This window comes from Xanthomonas citri pv. mangiferaeindicae (assembly GCA_002240395.1).
In the GTDB taxonomy this organism is placed as follows: Bacteria; Pseudomonadota; Gammaproteobacteria; order Xanthomonadales; family Xanthomonadaceae; genus Luteimonas; species Luteimonas citri_A.
The window spans coordinates 2945461-2962419 of the sequence record CP016836.1 but is presented as its reverse complement, the minus strand read 5'-3'; the positions used below and the strand labels follow the sequence as shown (position 1 = coordinate 2962419).

Here is a 16959-nt window from a genome sequence, read left to right as displayed (position 1 = left end):
CTGCGAGCCCTGCGCGGCCGGCCGTCCCCCGACGGCCGGCCGCATTGCATTCCCGATCCCGCCCACGCCATGACCGCTTCCCTGATCGTGTCGTCGCTCGCGCACGACATCCATGCCGCCGCTGCGTGCTGGGGGCTGCAACGCGCTGGCGTTGCCTCACGCTGGATCGCCGGCTGGCACGCTGGCGCGCCGACGCTCGAGATCGCGTCCGACGGTGCCCCGACCGTCGGCGGCTGGGGACCTGACGGCATGCCGCGCAGCGTGTGGTTCCGACGCCCGATGCCACCGGCGCAATTGCCGGGGGTAGCCGAGCCCGACCAGCGTTTCGTCGGCGACGAGTGGCGCCGCTTCGCCGGCAATCTGCATGCGATCGCCGGCGACATTGCCGGTCCGCTGTGGGTCAATCCACCGGCATCGGCGCTGCGCGCCGAGCACAAGTTCGTCCAACTGCAGGCCGCCGCGCAACTCGGCCTGCCGGTCCCGGCAACGCTGATGTCCAGCGACCCGGCGCGCATCCGCGCGTTTGTCGCGCGCCACGGTCGGGTCGTCTACAAGCCCTTCCAGACGCACAGTTGGCAGGATGCCAACGGTCGGTTGTTCAGTACCTACGCGCGGGTCGTCGATGCCGACATGCTCGCCTCCGACGCGAGCCTGCAGCTGTGTCCGGGCATCTACCAGCAGGCGATCGACAAGATCTGCGATCTGCGGGTGACGGTGATCGGCACGCACGTGTTCGCCGCACGCCTCGATTCGCCGCACGATGACGATGTCATCGACTGGCGGTCGGCCTCGATCGCCGGTGCGGTGGAGACGTCCGCTTACGCGCTGCCGGCCGTCTGGCGCGACGGCCTGCTCGCGCTGCACCGCAAGCTCGATCTCGCGCTGGGCTGTGTCGACCTCGTCGTGGACCGCAGCGGCGCGCTGCACTTCATCGAGGTCAACCAGGCGGGGCAGTTCCTGTTCCTGGAACAGGCGCTGCCGGACCTCCCGCTGCTGCGCACGCTGTGCGCATTGCTCGCGCAGGGACGGCGCGATTGCGATCCGGACGCGATGCCGGACGATGTCGGCTTCGCGACCTATCTCGACAGCGCGGTCTACGCCGACTGGTGGGCCGAGGTCGCACCGCGCCTGCACACCGCCGGCACCGTGCCACCGGGCGTCAGCCTTGAGGCCTGAACTTATGCGCGCGCATCTTCGCCCATCCCGAGCAAAACACTGAGATTTCGCCTGAGTGCGAACTGGTCATTCCACTTCGGATGGGCAGCGGCCTGCCGGCCGGAAGCCGCTCCCCCCTCGGTCAAGGCATCCTGCCTTGACTCGGGCGCGCGCCATCCTTGGCGCGCTCGACGCGGCCACCGGCCGTCAGTCCACTGCAGTGGACGTTCGCAGTCGGACTTCGGTTGGACGGAGGCGTCGTCCGTTTAAAGGAATGGTGCACTGTAGTTCTTAGTGTGGCGTGCCGACCGAGAGGTCTGCACACCTGCTTGGTCATCCGCTCCTCGGTCTGGCCTCCAGCAAAAATAAGCACGCGGGGCTTTTGCGAAGTCGCGGGGTAATGCCGCGCAAGCGACCTTCGCTCACCCCTGGGCCCACTTGGCGGGCGCATTGCGGCCGAAGGCGCACGGCTTCTTCCAGCGGGCGACGCTGCGTCTACCCGAAGTCAGGGTGCATTCGTCTGCTGCAGCGGACTGGCGGCCGGTGGCCGCGCCAAGCGCACCATGGATGGTGCGCGCCCGAGTCAGGACAGGATGTCCTGCCGAGGGGAAAGCGGCTTCCGGCCGGCAGGCCGCTGCCCATCCAAAGTGCCTCACCCCCAAAAAGCCCAGCGCAAAAAAAGCGGGCCTTTCGGCCCGCTTTTTCTAACGACTAAAGACGCCAGGCCTTACTCGGCCGGCGTGCCCTCGCCTTCGGCGACGGCCTTCATCGACAGGCGGATGCGGCCCTGCTTGTCGACTTCCAGCACCTTGACCTTGACCACGTCGCCTTCCTTGAGCACATCGCCGACCTTCTCGACACGCTCGTTGGAGATCTGCGACACGTGGACCAGACCGTCCTTGCCGGGGGAGATCGTCACGAACGCACCGAAGTCCATCAGCTTGACGACCTTGCCCTCGTAGATACGGCCTGGCTCGACGTCCGACGTGATCTGCTCGATGCGCGACTTCGCGGCCTGGCCGGCAGCGCCGTTGACAGACGCGATCGTGATCGTGCCGTCGTCCTGGATGTCGATCTGGGTGCCGGTCTCCTTGGTGATCGCCTGGATGACCGAACCGCCCTTGCCGATGACTTCGCGGATCTTGTCGGGGTGGATCTTCATGGTGATCAGGCGCGGCGCGAACTCGCTGAGCTCGGCACGCGGCGTGGTCAGCGCACTGCTCATCTCATTGAGGATGTGCAGACGGCCTTCCTTCGCCTGGGCCAGCGCGACCTTCATGATCTCCTCGGTGATGCCCTGGATCTTGATGTCCATCTGCAGCGCCGAGATGCCATTCGTGGTGCCGGCGACCTTGAAATCCATGTCGCCGAGGTGATCCTCGTCGCCCAGGATGTCGGACAGGACGACGAAGTCGTCGCCTTCCTTGATCAGGCCCATCGCGATACCCGCGACCGGCGCCTTGACCGGCACGCCGGCATCCATCAGCGCCAGCGACGAACCGCAGACCGAGGCCATCGACGACGAGCCGTTCGACTCGGTGATCTCCGACACGACACGGATCGTGTACGGGAATTCTTCCATCGTCGGCATCACCGCGAGCACGCCGCGCTTGGCGAGGCGGCCGTGGCCGATCTCGCGACGCTTCGGGCCCATCATGCGGCCGGCCTCACCCACCGAGTAGGGGGGGAAGTTGTAGTGGAACAGGAAGTGTTCCTTGTACTCGCCGGCGACCGAATCGATGATCTGGCCGTCGCGGGCGGTGCCGAGCGTGACGGCGACGATCGCCTGGGTCTCGCCGCGGGTGAACAGCGCCGAGCCGTGGACGCGCGGCAGCACGCTGACCTTCGAGCTGATCGGACGCACGTCCGCCGGGCCGCGGCCGTCGATGCGCTTCTTGGTCTTGAGGACCGAGTTGCGCATGGTCTGGTATTCCTGCTCGCCGAACTCCTTCGACAGGTCGCCCTGCGACCAGGCATTGGCCTCGGCGTGCGGCGCGATGGTCTCGAGGATCGCCTTCTTGAGCTTGGAGATGGCGTCCTTGCGCTCGAGCTTGTCGCGCACCTGGAACGCACCCGCGAGCTGCTCGCCGATGGCGGTGCGCAGGGTCGAGATCAGGCCTTCATCGGCGGCCGGAGCCTGCCAGTCCCACTTCGGCTTGCCGGCTTCGGCGACCAGCTCGTTGATCGCGGCAATGGCGACCTGCTGCTGCTGGTGACCGAACACCACCGCACCGAGCATCACGTCTTCCGACAGCTCCTTGGCTTCGGACTCGACCATCAACACCGCCTTGGCGGTACCGGCGACGACCAGCTCGAGCTCGGAGTCGACCAGCTCGCTGGTCGTGGGGTTGAGCAGGTACTGGCCGTTCTTGTAGCCGACCTTCGCCGCGCCGATCGGGCCGTCGAACGGCGCGCCCGACAGCGACAGGGCAGCCGAGGCGCCGATCAGGGCGAGGATGTCGCCGTCGACCTCGGGGTTGAGCGACATCACCGTGGCGATGACCTGGACCTCGTTGCGGAACCCTTCGGGGAACAGCGGGCGGATCGGACGGTCGATCAGGCGCGCGGTCAACGTCTCCTTCTCGGTCGCGCGACCTTCGCGCTTGAAGAAGCCGCCCGGAATCCGGCCGCCTGCGTAGAACTTCTCCTGGTAATCGACGGTGAGCGGGAAGAAGTCCTGCCCTTCGCGCGCGGTCTTGTTGGCCACTGCGGTGACCAGCACCTGCGTGCCTTCGCACGAGACCATGACCGCACCGCCGGCCTGGCGGGCGATCTCGCCGGTTTCGAGCGTCACCGTCTGGTTACCGAACTGGAAGCTCTTTGTCACTTTTGCCACGTTGAATTCCCTTGATGACTCTTGCGATGGACCGGACGGAACCCTTGCCCCGACCGGGTGGACGCTGCGCGCGCCCAAAAAACGACCGCGGCGCATTTCTGCGCCGCGGGGGGAGACGGGTTTAGCGACGCAGGCCGAGCTTCTCGATCAGCGCCTTGTAGCGGTCTGCATCCTTGCGGTGCAGATAGTCGAGCAGACTGCGACGGCGGTTGACCATCATCAGCAGGCCGCGGCGGCTGTGGTGGTCCTTCTTGTGCGTCTTGAAGTGCTCGGTCAGGTGCACGATGCGTGCGGTCAGCAGGGCGACCTGGACTTCCGGCGAGCCGGTGTCGTTGTCGCCGCGCTTGTGTTCTTCGATGATCTTGCTGTTGTCGATCGTGGTCATGTGTTTCGCTCTTGACGCGCGTCCCGCAGAGACAGCGACGGATCAACCGTCACGTACCGCCCGGACCGCCTGTGGATGGAGAGTACATTTCGCCTGGAAAAAGGCGGCCAAGATTGTATCGCCTGTGGTCTGGCCGAACAAGGCGACGTATTCAGTCCGGCGCGCTCAGTCCGGGGCGGCCGCGCGCCGCAACATGCGCCGCGGCCACAGGCTGCCGTCGCCCTGCACCTGTGCCAATCCCTCGGCCCGTCCGTTCGGCCCGAAGACCGCGACCTCGCCGGTCGCCGCGAACGGACCGGGCAGCGACTGCCCGTTCTGCAACCGCGCCGCCTGGCGGGCGTCGACATGGACCGCCGGCCAGGCCAGCATCCCCGCCTCCAGGTCCAGCAGGCAGGCCTCGAGCTGGTGTTCGCCGCGCGCAGCGAGGGCCTGGAGTTCGTCGAGCCTCCACATCCTGGGATCGCGGAACGGATCGACCCACAGCCGGCGCAACTGCGCGACGTGCGCGCCGCAGCCCAGCAACTCGCCGAGGTCGCGGACCAAGCTGCGCACATAAGTGCCCGAGCCGCACTCCACGTGCAGGCGCAGTTGCGGCGCCCCGCCCGGATCGAGCACGCCGTCGAGCAGGTCGGCCGCCGACTGCAGTTCGAAGGCGTGCACATCGACTGGCCGCGACTCGACTTCCACGGTCTCGCCGCGGCGGGCCTTGGCGTACAGCGGTTCGCCCCCGCGCTTGAGCGCCGAGTAGATCGGCGGACGCTGGTCGATGCGGCCGGTCAGTCGCCGCAGCGCGGCATCGATCGTGGCCAGATCCAGCGGCGGCACCGGCCGCTCGCGCAGCAACTGGCCGGCCGCATCGTCGGTATCGGTGACCTGGCCGAGCCGGGCGACGGTGGTATAGGCCTTGCGCGCGCCCAGCAATCCGCCGGCGATCTTGGTCGCCTCCCCGAAACAGACCGGCAACAGTCCGGTCGCCAGCGGATCGAGGCTGCCGGTATGCCCGCCCTTTTCGGCGCGGAACAGGTGGCGCACGCGCTGCAGGGCCTGGTTGGAGCTCAACCCGCCCGGCTTGTCGAGCAGCAGAATGCCGTCGAGCTTGCGGAACTTCGTACGCGGGCGGGACTGGGGACGGCTCATCTGAGGATCGGCGGACAAGGGAAGAATGACGTCCCCGGGAACCCGGGCGGCGTCATGACCGCGGCGATCGGCCCGGGCGCTGCGTGGACGTCAGGCGCGGCGCCCAGCGTACGGCGTCGTGCCAAGCCACGACGGCCCGGCGGCATTGTCGAACGCCAGGCCGCCGGACGGCGACGATAGCGGTCAGGCCCGCTCGCCGCCGTCGTCGAGGTCGCGCAGCAGATGGTCGATGCGCTCGCCGCGGTCGACCGAATCGTCGTAGTGGAAATGCAGTTCGGGCACGTGGCGCAGCTTGACCGCGCGCGCAAGACGGAAGCGGATCTCGGGCGCAACCGCCTTGAGCCCCTTCAGCGCCTCGGACGCGCGCTCGGACTGCAGCGCCGTCACGAACACCTTGGCGTGGGCCATGTCGCGCGTGACCTCGACGTCGGACACGCTCACAGACGGCAGGCCATGCTCGGACACGGCTTCACGGACCAGGGTGCCGAGTTCACGGCGAAGCTGGGCGGAGACGCGGTCGGTGCGATGGAAGGATTTGGTCGGCACGTGATGGCTGATTCGTGATTCGTTCTGGGTAATGCGAAAACCTGGCTCGATCCTGCGATGGGCAAGGACCCGTGATCCGCGCTCGCGGATCACGGTGCCCCCATCGCCGATCGGTCGCGGACGCTTACAGCGTCCGCTGCACCTCGATGCGCTCGAAGCATTCGATCTGGTCGCCGGCCTTGACGTCGTTGTAGGCCTTCACGCCGATGCCGCACTCGGTGCCGTTGCGCACCTCGTCGACGTTCTCCTTGAAGCGGCGCAGCGATTCGAGTTCGCCTTCGAACACCACGGTGTTGTCGCGCAGCACACGGATCGGCTTGGAGCGCTTGACCACGCCCTCCACGACCATGCAGCCGGCCACGGCACCGAACTTGGAGCTGCGGAAGACGTCGCGGACCTCGGCGATACCGATGATCTCCTCGCGGATCTCCATGCCCAGGATGCCGGACGCGACCTGCTTGACCTGGTCGATCACGTCGTAGATCACCGAGAAGTAGCGCAGGTCCAGACCGTTGCCTTCGATGACCTTGCGCGCCGAGGCGTCGGCACGGACGTTGAAGCCGATGATCGTCGCCTTCGCCGCCGCCGCCGAGTTGGCGTCCGACTCGGTGATGCCGCCCACGCCCGAGACGATGATGTTGACGCGGATCTGATCGTTCGACAGCGCGGTCAGGGCCTGCTTGAGCGCCTCGACCGAACCCTGCACGTCGGCCTTGACGACCAGGTTGAGCGACAGCTGCTGCTCGGCCTGGCCCATCTGCGCCATGATGTCTTCCATGCGGTTGCCCGCGGCCTGCACCAGACGCGTCTCGCGGCGCTTGGTCTCGCGCTGCTGGGCGACGTCCTTGGCCAGGCGCTCGTCGGCGACGACGACGAAATCGTCGCCGGCATCGGGCACGCCCGACAGGCCGAGCACCTGCACCGGGATCGACGGACCCGCGGTCTGTACCTGGGTCCCGGTCTCGTCGAACAACGCACGCACGCGGCCGTACTGCACACCGCAGACCAGATAGTCGCCGCGAGCCAGCAGGCCCTGCTGCACGAGCACCGTCGCCACCGGGCCGCGGCCCTTGTCGAGCGAGGACTCGATGACCGTGCCGCTGGCGCGGCCTTCGGCGACCGCACGCAGCTCCAGGATTTCGGCCTGCAGCGAGATCGCGTCGAGCAGGTCGTCGACACCGTCGCCGGTCTTGGCCGACAGCTCGACCATCTGCGTGTCGCCGCCGAAGTCTTCGGCCACGACCTCGTGTTCGAGCAGCTCGTTCTTGACCCGGTTCGGATCGGCGTCGGACTTGTCGATCTTGTTGATCGCCACGATCAACGGCACCTTCGCCGCCTTCGCGTGCTTCACCGCCTCGACCGTCTGCGGCATGACGCCGTCGTCGGCCGCGACCACCAGCACCACCAGGTCGGTGAGCTTGGCGCCACGGGCGCGCATCGAAGTGAATGCCGCGTGGCCTGGGGTGTCGAGGAAGCTGATGACGCCCTTGTCGGTTTCGACGTGGTAGGCGCCGATGTGCTGGGTGATGCCGCCGGCCTCGCCCGAGGCGACCTTGGTGCGCCGGATATAGTCCAGCAACGAGGTTTTGCCGTGGTCGACGTGACCCATGATCGTGACCACCGGCGGACGCGCGGTCAGCTCGCCCTGCGACTCGCCGACGTGGGCGATCAGCTCGCTCTCGGCATCGTCGGCATCGGCGCGCACGGCCGTGTGGCCCAGTTCCTCGACCACCAGCACCGCGGTGTCGTGATCGATCGACTGGGTGATCGTCGCCATGACGCCCATCTTGAACAACGCCTTGACCACGTCGCCGCCCTTCATCGCCAGCTTCTGGGCGAGATCGGCGACGGTGATCGCCTCGCCGATCGCGACTTCACGCACGACTGGCGCGGTCGGACGCTCGAAGCCGTGCGGACCGGCGCCACTGCGCGCAGGCGCGCTGCCGCGGCGCTGCGGGCCACCGCGGGCCGGCCGGCCACGCGTACTGGTGCTGCGGCGCGCCCGATCGGATGCACTGAGGTGCAACTGCCCGGCAAAGCGCGCGGTGCTGTCATCGTCCTCGACGCCCGACACCATCGCGTGCGAACCGCGGTTGCCCTTCTTGGCATTGGCGTTGGCATTGCGGTCATCGCTGCGCGGCGCCGCCGGCGCCTTGTGCGCATGCGCGTGGCCACCGGCCGGCTTGCGGGCGGTCGCGGTCTCGCCGGCGTCCGGGGTTGCGGCAGCGGCTGCAGCGGCCTGGCGCAGCCGCTCAGCTTCGGCCTCGGCTTCGCGCTTGCGCTGCTCGGCCTCGTCGGCACGACGCTTGTCTTCCTCGGCCAGGCGCTGCTGCTCGGAGAGATTGCGCTGGCGCGACTCCTCGAGCTTGCGCAGGATCTCGGCGCGCTCGCTGTCCGGATCGACCGGCGCCCCGCCATCGGCGGGCCGGCTGAGCGTGACCTTCTTGCGCACGACCACGTCGACCGTCTGGCGGTTCTTGCCGCCGCCGACCGTCAGCTCCTGCTTGCGGCTGCGGCTGAGCGTGATCTTCTTCGGCGCGGAGGTTTCCTCGACAGGGGCGTCGCCCTTGCCGTGGGCGCGCTTGAGGAAGCCGAGCAGCTTGAGCTTCTCGGCACTGGTCACGACCTGGTCGGGGTTGCTGAACTGCATGCCCGCCTCGGACAGCTGTTCGAGCAGTTTCTCGACCGGCGTGTTCACCAGTGCGGCCAGCTTACGGATGGTGGTTTGTTGCGACATTCGTGATTCCGATTCCTTGCGCGCCGCCGCGGGGGCGGCGCAGTGGATTTGTCATTCTAGCGCTGCATGGGGTGCATTCCGAACGCGACCGCCTGCGGGGATCGGGCGACTGCAGGACCGCGGCCCTCGAGAAGCATGCGACCTGCGCCATCACTGCGACCTTCCCGACGGTCCGACTACGACTTCGGGTCGTCCTGCCCGGCCTTCACACGACCGGGCGGCAGATCACCCCTCCCGTTCCAGACGTGCGATTTCCTCGGCACGTGCGGCCAGGATCAACGCCGCGGCGCGCGCCTCGTCGAGGCCCTCGATACCGAACTCCAGCACCTCGTCGGCGCCCAGGTCGGAGAGGTCCTCGCTGGTGCGCACGCCGTGGGCGGCGAGTGCGAACGCGGTGTCCTCGTCCATGCCCTCGAGCGCCAGCAGGTCCTGGGTCGGCGCGTTCTCGTCGGCTTCTTCCTCGACCGCGAGCGCGTCGTTGAGCAGGGCGTCGCGGGCGCGCGAGCGCAGTTCCTCGACGATGTCCTCGTCGAAGCCCTCGACGGCGAGCAATTCGCCGACCGGCACGTAGGCGATCTCCTCGACGGTGCCGAAGCCCTCCGACACCAGGATGCCGGCGATTTCCTCGTCGACTTCCAGCTTGTCCATGAACAACTGGCGCGCAGCGGCCTGCTCGGCCTCCGACTTCGCGGTCACCTGGTCCTGGGTCATCACGTTGAGCTGCCAGCCCGCCAGGCGGCTGGCCAGGCGCACGTTCTGCCCGCCCTTGCCGATCGCCTGCGCCAGCTTGTCCTCGGCGACCGCCAGGTCCATCGAGTGCTTGTCCTCGTCGACAACGATCGACTGCACTTCGGCCGGGGCCATCGCGTTGATGACGAACTGCGCCGGGTTGTCCGACCACAGCACGATGTCCACGCGCTCGCCGTTGAGCTCGTTGGAGACCGCCTGCACGCGCGAGCCGCGCATGCCGATGCACGCGCCGATGGGGTCGGTGCGGGTGTCGTAGGCGACGACGGCGATCTTGGCGCGGTCGCCCGGATCGCGGGCGCAGGCCTTGATCTCGACCAGGCCCTGGCCAACTTCCGGCACCTCGAGCTTGAACAACTCCATCATGAATTCGGGCGCGGCGCGGCTGATGAACAGCTGCGGGCCACGGGGCTCGCTGCGCACGTCGTACAGGTAACCGCGCACACGGTCGCCGGCACGCACGACATCGCGCGGAATGGCCTTGTCCTTCTGGATCAGCGCCTCGGCGTTGCCGCCCAGGTCGACATAGACGTTGCCGCGCTCCACGCGCTTGACCACGCCGGTCACCAGCTCACCCACGCGATCCTTCCAGGCGTCGACGACCTGCTGGCGCTCGGCCTCGCGCACGCGCTGCACGATCACCTGCTTGGCGGCCTGCGCGGCGATGCGGCCGAAATCGACGTTCTCGATCTGCTCTTCGATGTAGTCGCCGACCTCGACGCCGTCGGCCTCGTCGACCGCATCCATCAGGCGGATCTGACGGTCCGGCGATTCCATCACCACGTCGTCGGCCACGACTTCCCAGCGGCGGAAGGTCTCGTAGCTGCCGTCCTTGGGATCGATCGCCACGCGGGTCAGCACGTCCTGATCGACATAGCGCTTCTTGGCCGCCGTGGCCAGTGCGGCCTCGATGGCCTCCAGGATCACGGTCTCGGGGACACCTTTCTCGCTGGCGACCGCATCGACGACCAGCAACAGTTCCTTGCTCATCTTTTCATTCACTCCGCACCGGCCGGCTTGCGCGGCCGCTTGTTGTCACGTGGTGTGTTGTCTGCGTTGCGGGTCGCGCCGGCGGCGCGTCCCTTCTTGTCCTTCGACGGCGCCAGGCCCAGCGCGGCCCAGTCGGGGACCAGCCGCGCCTTGTCGATGTTGTCCATGCGCACCGTCAACGGCGTGCCGTCGACGTCGAACGTGATGGTCTCGCCCTCGACCGCGTCGATGCGGCCGGTCAGGCGGCGGCGCCCGTCCTGCGGCAGCTTCAGGCCGACCTTCGCGGTCTGGCCGGCGAAGCGCGCGAAATGCGCGGCCTCGAACAGCGGCCGGTCGACGCCGGGCGAAGACACCTCGAGCGTGTAGTTGCCGCTGATCGGGTCCTCGACGTCGAGCTGGGCCGACACCTCGCGGCTGACCGCCTCGCAATGCTCGATGGTCACGCCCTGCCCGGCCTCGCCGTTGGTCGCCCCACCCTCGGCGGCATCCGTGTCGGTGGCCGGCACATCGATGTAGAGCCGCACCAGCGCGCCACCGGGCGCCGGCAGGTATTCGATGCCCAGCAGTTCGAGGCCAAGAGACTCGACCGTCGCCGCCAGCATCGTCTTGAGTTGTGTCGCCTTGTCCGCCACTCGTCCCTCGCGTTGTCCGGTACCGCGTCCGATCGCCTGCATTTCGACGACCTGCCGACGCGCGCGTCGGTTTTGCGGTCGTGGAAAACGACAAGGGGCCCGACGGGCCCCTTGTCCGATACCACTGGATGTCGGCGCCGAAGCGAAGCAGGAGCTTCGGCAAGCCCAGACTTTTCGCTTTCGGGCACCTTGCGGATACCCATCGATCGACGCGAAAAATTTGGTAGCGGGGGCAGGATTTGAACCTGCGACCTTCGGGTTATGAGCCCGACGAGCTGCCAGACTGCTCCACCCCGCATCAGGAGTGCGATTATGAAGCGAGCGGTGCGGAATTGCAAGCCAGAACACCGCTGCAGATCCCGTTTCGCATCGCTCGATCGTGTGGGCAAACCCAGGTCACGACCGACCGCGGGCGCATCATAACGCAAGCACAATGCCGGCGCCATCGCCGTGCGCTAAACGGCCGATACGCAGGCGAGCGCACGCGAGGAAACCAGCCACTGAAGCAGCGCACGGGCATCGTCTTGGGGCATCGAAGTCGCCTCTCCCGGCCGCGTCTCGAACGGCGCGAGCAGCGCGTCGACCGAGATCGCCGCGCCGCCATCGAAGCACCGCAGCGAAGCGGCGGCCACGGGGTCGAAACGCTCGATACGACGGACATGCCCGGCCGCGCCGCACAGCACCGCCCCCGGCGCATCGTCGTGGCTCCAGACCAGCGGATACGCCGGGTCGGCCAACCGCAACTGCGCCCGGTCGTCGAGCGGCGCCAGCGGCATCGCCGGCGGCGGCGGCATGAAGCCGCCACCGGTCAGCAGCGAGAGATAGCCCGCCGTCGCGGCACTGCGCAGCGCACGCGAAGACGCCAGGTCCCGTGCCCGATCCAGCGCCTGTACGACCCCGATCGGCCGGCCGTCGTCCTCCGCGCCCAAGGCATCGGCAGCAGGCCCCGTCTGGTCCGCATCGCAGGCCTCGGCCACGCGCTCGATCGCATCGAGGGCATAGAGCACGGCATGCCCGTCGCGCGGGACGCCGACGTTCACGCTGGTCGCCACCTCGGCGCCGACCGTCTCGCCGACGTGGTAATAGGTCGACGGCCAATAGAGCAGGTCCCCAGGGCCGATCTCGACGGCGAACGAGTCGTCCAGAAACTGCGCATAGTCGACCCGCGTGGCCACCGCATCCTGCCAGGGGCGCGCAGGCCAGAAGCGCATGCGCTTGCGTCCCTGCAGCACGAACACGAACGTCGAGAAGCGGTCCTTGTGCACGCCCACCGGCGTGCGCTCGTAGTTGCCGTGGAACAGCGTGGTGATCGCCCCGCTCGCCGGCAGACCAACGTGCGCCCACAAACCGCGAAAGAACCGGCGCCCGGCCTCGAAGATGTCGGCATCGTGCCGATGAAACTCGTTGACGATCAGCGCGTAGGCCGCGCGCGTGCCGGCATCGCGCAGCACCCGCTGCGCGTAGCGCGCGAAGTCGCCGTCGTCCGCGCGCGGCAGCCAGCCACCGGGCTGCCGCAACTGGCGATCGTCAAGCACGAACCGGCACACCGCGCCCCCTGCAGCCCCTTCGTGCGCCACCGAAGCGGCCGCGCGCAGCGCCGCATCGACGGGGTACGGCGCCGCGCCGCCTTGGCGGTACACCACCGGCCGCACGTCCCAGCAGGTCGCGACGAACTGCGCCCAGTCCAGCGGCCCCTGCACTTCCAGGTAGGGCGTGGCGTTCATGGCGTGTCTCCCCCGTAGGTGCGCTGCAACTGCGCGCGATAGGCGGCGAGCGGCGGCAGCCCCATCCGACGCCGATGCGCATCGATCTGGTCGGGCTGCTCGAGCGGGTACGGCACCAGCCGTCCGCGTCGGCGCCTGAACTTGGTGCCGTAGCGCTGCGGGCGCCCGGCCTGCACGCAGACCGCGTCGCTCAGATACGCCAGATGGCGCAGCGGCACCTCGCCCTGCGCGGCGGCCGCGGTCACCAGCGCCAGACAGCGCCGCTGCAGGGTCGCGGCCTCGCGGCCGGCATGCTGCGCGAGCGCGGCAGCGGCGTCGCAGGCCTGGGCACCGACGCGTGCGACGGTCGGCCAGCCGTGCGCGTCAAGCACCGTCTCCAGCCACGTCAGCGCGGCGCGTGTCAGCCGCGCAAGGCGCGTGGCCAATGCGCGATCCCGGAAGCCGTCCGCAGCCCATTGCCGGCGCAACGCGCCGTCGATGCGCTGGATCGCGCGCAGCCGCCGGGCCACCGCCGGCAACCGCGGGGCAGCTGCGGGCAACGGCCGCGTACGCAGCTCGATCCGCCGCCGGCTCCAGGTGTAGACGACCCGACAGTCCGCCGCGGGCCAGTCGAAGTGGGCCTCCCCAGCATGCGTGCTGCGAAGATGCAGCGCGACGCCCAGCGCCGGATCGCGCCAGCGCCAGCCGCGAGCGTCGCGCCAGACCTCGGGCGCGTCGCGTTCGAGATCACGATACGCATGCGCGACCGCGTCCTGGAGCAGCGTCGCCAGATCGACCAGATCGGGGCGCCACGCCAGCCGCGCGCGCAGGTCCGGCCGCAGCGACGGCAGTGCGAGCGTCACCGGCCCGGCCGCGCGGGCGCGCAGAAATGTCGGCGCGGCCAGGCACTGCAGCGCGCCGCCACCGGCTGCGGCAAAGAAGTACGGCACATCGCCACGCGCCAGTTGCGTGCGCTCGGCCTCGTCGAACGACAGTGCATCGGTCGGCACGCCCTCGGCCTGCGCCGCGAGCGCGCGGGCATAGGTTGCGGTCAACTGGGTCAGCACGCGGACGCGCCCACCGCGCACCGCCCGCCGCAGACGCGCATCGAACCCGCGCCGGTGATGCAGCAGACAGGTCCAGGTATCGAACATGCCGCGCAGCATCGCCGGCAGATAGCGCGCAGGACCGAGATTTCCGGCGAGATCGGCGACTGCCGCCCGCGATGCAGTGCGTGCCCACGCGGCCACCGGTCGCAATTGCAGCGCGTCGCCAGGCGCCGCGAACAAGGCGGCGGCCGGCCCCTCGACAGCATCGGCCTGCAGGCGGGACGCGAAGCCGGGGTGACCGGTCTGCGCATCGCCCAGGACCAGTCCAGTGCCGGTCAAGCGGGTCATGTGGCAGCCGAACACTTCCATATCGACGATATAGGGCATCGGTTCGGGCGCACCGGGACGGATGCCGCACAGCACGTTGCCCTCGCCCAGGTCGGTAGCGCCGACGGCGTGGCAGGCGACAGCCAGCGCACCGGCCGAGCGCCAATAGCGCGCCGCCGCCCGCGGCGACAGGCGCGCGCCTTCGATCGACGGCTGCGCCGGGTCCAGCACGTCCCATTGACGCGGCGGCGCGATCCAGTCCTGCCAACTGTAGGTCCAAGCGTCGGCGCCGGCGCCGCGCCAGACCCGCAGCGTGGGCAGCCGCACCGGGCCGGACACCGGCGAGCACGCATTGAGCCAAGCGAACAGCGCGGCGTTGTCGCGGTCCGCCCCGTCGGCGAGAAAGAGTCGCTCGCCATCGACCGGTCGCGGCTTGTAGGCGATACGCCTGCCCCCGCGCAGCCGCAGGCACAGCACGCGCTGGCCACCGTTGTGCGTTTCCGACGCACTGGCCCACAGTCCGACCACCGGCCCGCGCACCGCATCGCCGAAGACCTCAGCATCCAGGTCGCGACGCAGGCGCAGCACGAAGCGCTCGAGGAAGCGCTGGAACTGTTCGCGACTGCCGACGAGCGCTTCGGCTGTGTCGGGTCCGCCGGTGGCGCAGCGGACGAATGCGTCACTGACCAGCGGGGCAAACAACGCGGCATTGCCGAGCCCGAGCACCCGGCGCGCAAAGAGATCGGCATGGGCCGGCGCCAGGGCACGGCACCACGACCCCAGCGCCTCGAGCATGTCGACGAACGGTGCGAACGCCGGCCGGACCAGGACCGCCGCGAGCCGGCGCGCATCCTCCGGGCCTTGCAAGGGCCCGAGCGCTTCGACCAGCCCATCCCCGCGCCGTCGCGCGCGCGGCGGCAGCAACGCGCCGCCTCCGCCGTGGGCGACGGCGCGCACGAGTGCCCGGGCTTCCGGCGGCAGTCGCACCATCGAATCGACGAGTGGTAACGTCAGCGCGAGAGCCACAGGCAATGCGTGCCGAGTCGGGTCAAGCCCGCAGCCTGCATCGCGCCGCACACGACGGGCCAAGGCCTCAGGGCCCTCCGGTGCTGTCGGCGGCGGACCACGCGACCCCACGCGCTGCGCACAGCTGCGCCAAGGTGGTCTGCAACGCAGCCACGGGGCCGCACAGCGCTGCGACGGTCGACGCCCCATCGCGCATGAGCGCCTCGCGCAGCCTGCGGCTGGCGGGCGTCGCCTCGACCGCCAGCGTGTGCCCGTTGACCGCCCACAGCAGCATCCCCTCGCCCGCCGGGATCTCGAGAATGCGGGTGCCGGGCACGGTGCGGATACGGTCGTCGGGCGCGAGGTCCGGCACAGCGGCGCAGCCAGGCACCGGCTCCAGCGCGCAGGCGCTGGCGCGGGCGATCCACTGCACGCGCTGGGCGAGTTCGGCATTCGGCCCGGCGGCGACGTCGCCGAGCGCCTCGACATCGCGTGCGAGCGCATCGGGCAGCACAATCGCACCGTCGGCCGCACATGTGGGCGTCGCCGGCAGATACGGCACGAGGCCTTCGGGATAGCGTTCGGCTTGCACCAGCGAGGCGAACAGTGCGATCAGCTCGCGCACAGATGCCGTCCGCTGCACCGGAATGTCCAGACGCAACGCGACACACCCCGGATCCTCGGCTACCTCCACGGCCTCGCCGGGCGGCCTGCACAGCAATTGGCCGGGCGCGACGCGATGCGTGTCGCCGCAGTCGCCTTGGGTCACGACGATCCCCCGAGCAATGGCAGCAGCAGCGTCGCGGCCGTGCGGTCGTCGGTATTGCGGCGGAAGCGTCCCAGCAGCAGGTGCGAGGCCACCGGCCGCACTGGGCAGCCCAGCCGTTCGCACCAACCAGAAAGAAAATCGCGGACATCCCGCCATGTCGCCGGATCGACGACCAGGGGCGATTCGATGTCCAGCCATGCCGGCGCGTCTGGACACTCGGCTGCGAGGCGACGCAGATACGCGACCGCCGATGCGTCGCGCGCGTCAGGCAGCAGCGCACCCGGTGCGCGGATCTCGGCATCCCCGGCAAAAAAGCGCAGGGCCGGCACCGAGAAGAAGCGGATACCCGCGCGCGAGGGCCGGCAGATGGCGATCGCCAGGCGATACGCTGATGCGATCGGCCACAACGGCGGTGCCGGCAGGCAGACCGCACGGCCTGCCCGGTGGCAGGCAGCGAGGCGGTCCCAATCGAAAGCGCCGGCGTGCGCCGGCGCCGTTGCCATGTCCATGGCCGATGCCATCCGCAACACGAAGGCCGCACCCGCCGGCATCGCCGGCCGGATGCGGCACTGCGCTCAGACGCAGTAGATCGTGCGCGAGCAGGTCGCCTGCGGGGCGATCCCGGCGGTGTCGAGGGCGGTGCCCTTCGGCGTCTGCTTCTGCATCTGCCCGATCAGCCGATCGAGGTTGGACCTCGCATCGCCGGCCGGGTTGCGACGGGTCCCCTGATCCTTGCTTGCCTTGACCTTGTCCATGATCGTCTCCTTGCTGGTTGGGTGACGTCCCGGTGCAGCCCGGCGGTGACCGGACGATCCGGCGATCCGCGCGCCGCACCGGCCCGCCGTCGTCGACGGGCGGGTTCCGGGGTAACACGCCCGCGCGGCGCCATGCAAATGAATACGCCAGCGTCGTGCTCGAGCCATGACCGAGGTCACATCCTC

At 69.2% G+C, this 16959-nt stretch carries 13 protein-coding genes and 1 tRNA gene; 1 reads left to right on the top strand and 13 read right to left on the bottom strand.

Annotated features, from left to right (window positions below; translation table 11 throughout):
- Positions 1–69 precede the first annotated feature (69 nt).
- Positions 70–1176, top strand: a complete 1107-nt coding sequence (locus tag BEN78_12875; GenBank protein ASR44133.1) for a hypothetical protein — start codon at positions 70–72, stop codon at positions 1174–1176.
- A 706-nt stretch (positions 1177–1882) separates the two neighbouring features.
- On the opposite strand, the gene BEN78_12870 is transcribed toward BEN78_12875, so the two are convergent.
- The 13 genes from BEN78_12870 to BEN78_12810 form a co-directional block, all read right to left on the bottom strand.
- Complete coding sequence (locus tag BEN78_12870; protein ID ASR44132.1) at positions 1883–3991, bottom strand: polyribonucleotide nucleotidyltransferase; 2109 nt, start codon at positions 3989–3991, stop codon at positions 1883–1885.
- A 121-nt stretch (positions 3992–4112) separates the two neighbouring features.
- On the bottom strand, positions 4113–4376 hold the full coding sequence (locus BEN78_12865; protein ID ASR44131.1) for a 30S ribosomal protein S15: 264 nt from the start codon (positions 4374–4376) through the stop codon (positions 4113–4115).
- A gap of 165 nt (positions 4377–4541) precedes the next feature.
- Positions 4542–5513 carry a tRNA pseudouridine(55) synthase TruB gene (locus tag BEN78_12860; GenBank protein ASR44130.1) on the bottom strand — a complete coding sequence of 324 codons (972 nt, stop codon included), beginning with the start codon at positions 5511–5513 and terminating at the stop codon, positions 4542–4544.
- Between the two features lie 183 nt (positions 5514–5696).
- Positions 5697–6059: a ribosome-binding factor A gene (locus BEN78_12855; GenBank protein ASR44129.1), complete on the bottom strand. Its 363-nt coding sequence runs from the start codon at positions 6057–6059 to the stop codon at positions 5697–5699.
- A 124-nt stretch (positions 6060–6183) separates the two neighbouring features.
- Positions 6184–8796, bottom strand: coding sequence for a translation initiation factor IF-2 (locus BEN78_12850; GenBank protein ID ASR44128.1), 2613 nt, complete (start codon positions 8794–8796; stop codon positions 6184–6186).
- A gap of 225 nt (positions 8797–9021) precedes the next feature.
- Positions 9022–10533, bottom strand: a complete 1512-nt coding sequence (gene nusA, locus BEN78_12845) for a transcription termination/antitermination protein NusA (GenBank protein ID ASR44127.1) — start codon at positions 10531–10533, stop codon at positions 9022–9024.
- An 8-nt stretch (positions 10534–10541) separates the two neighbouring features.
- A complete protein-coding gene (locus BEN78_12840) occupies positions 10542–11165 on the bottom strand; it encodes a ribosome maturation factor RimP (GenBank protein ID ASR44126.1) in 624 nt (207 codons plus the stop codon).
- 221 nt (positions 11166–11386) lie between these two features.
- Positions 11387–11463, bottom strand: a tRNA-Met gene (locus BEN78_12835).
- A gap of 157 nt (positions 11464–11620) precedes the next feature.
- Complete coding sequence (locus tag BEN78_12830) at positions 11621–12889, bottom strand: hypothetical protein (protein ASR44125.1); 1269 nt, start codon at positions 12887–12889, stop codon at positions 11621–11623.
- Positions 12886–15234: a hypothetical protein gene (locus BEN78_12825; GenBank protein ASR44124.1), complete on the bottom strand. Its 2349-nt coding sequence runs from the start codon at positions 15232–15234 to the stop codon at positions 12886–12888. Before BEN78_12825 ends, BEN78_12830 begins: the two co-directional genes overlap by 4 nt.
- A 103-nt stretch (positions 15235–15337) precedes the next feature.
- Positions 15338–16018, bottom strand: a complete 681-nt coding sequence (locus BEN78_12820; protein ID ASR44123.1) for a hypothetical protein — start codon at positions 16016–16018, stop codon at positions 15338–15340.
- Complete coding sequence (locus BEN78_12815) at positions 16015–16569, bottom strand: hypothetical protein (protein ASR44122.1); 555 nt, start codon at positions 16567–16569, stop codon at positions 16015–16017. Before BEN78_12815 ends, BEN78_12820 begins: the two co-directional genes overlap by 4 nt.
- 24 nt (positions 16570–16593) lie before the next feature.
- The gene (locus BEN78_12810) at positions 16594–16773 is read right to left on the bottom strand and encodes a hypothetical protein (protein ID ASR44121.1); all 180 of its coding nucleotides are present in this window, start codon (positions 16771–16773) and stop codon (positions 16594–16596) included.
- Positions 16774–16959: the final 186 nt, after the last annotated feature.

What these genes read in the sequence shown, in the direction of transcription:
- BEN78_12875 (ASR44133.1), top strand. Translation starts at nt 70, where the DNA reads ATGACCGCTTCCCTGATCGTGTCGTCGCTCGCGCACGACATCCATGCC.
- BEN78_12815 (ASR44122.1), bottom strand. Translation starts at nt 16,569, where the DNA reads ATGCCGGCGGGTGCGGCCTTCGTGTTGCGGATGGCATCGGCCATGGAC.
- BEN78_12830 (ASR44125.1), bottom strand. Translation starts at nt 12,889, where the DNA reads ATGAACGCCACGCCCTACCTGGAAGTGCAGGGGCCGCTGGACTGGGCG.
- BEN78_12825 (ASR44124.1), bottom strand. Translation starts at nt 15,234, where the DNA reads ATGGTGCGACTGCCGCCGGAAGCCCGGGCACTCGTGCGCGCCGTCGCC.
- nusA (ASR44127.1), bottom strand. Translation starts at nt 10,533, where the DNA reads ATGAGCAAGGAACTGTTGCTGGTCGTCGATGCGGTCGCCAGCGAGAAA.
- BEN78_12865 (ASR44131.1), bottom strand. Translation starts at nt 4,376, where the DNA reads ATGACCACGATCGACAACAGCAAGATCATCGAAGAACACAAGCGCGGC.
- BEN78_12810 (ASR44121.1), bottom strand. Translation starts at nt 16,773, where the DNA reads ATGGACAAGGTCAAGGCAAGCAAGGATCAGGGGACCCGTCGCAACCCG.
- BEN78_12850 (ASR44128.1), bottom strand. Translation starts at nt 8,796, where the DNA reads ATGTCGCAACAAACCACCATCCGTAAGCTGGCCGCACTGGTGAACACG.
- BEN78_12860 (ASR44130.1), bottom strand. Translation starts at nt 5,513, where the DNA reads ATGAGCCGTCCCCAGTCCCGCCCGCGTACGAAGTTCCGCAAGCTCGAC.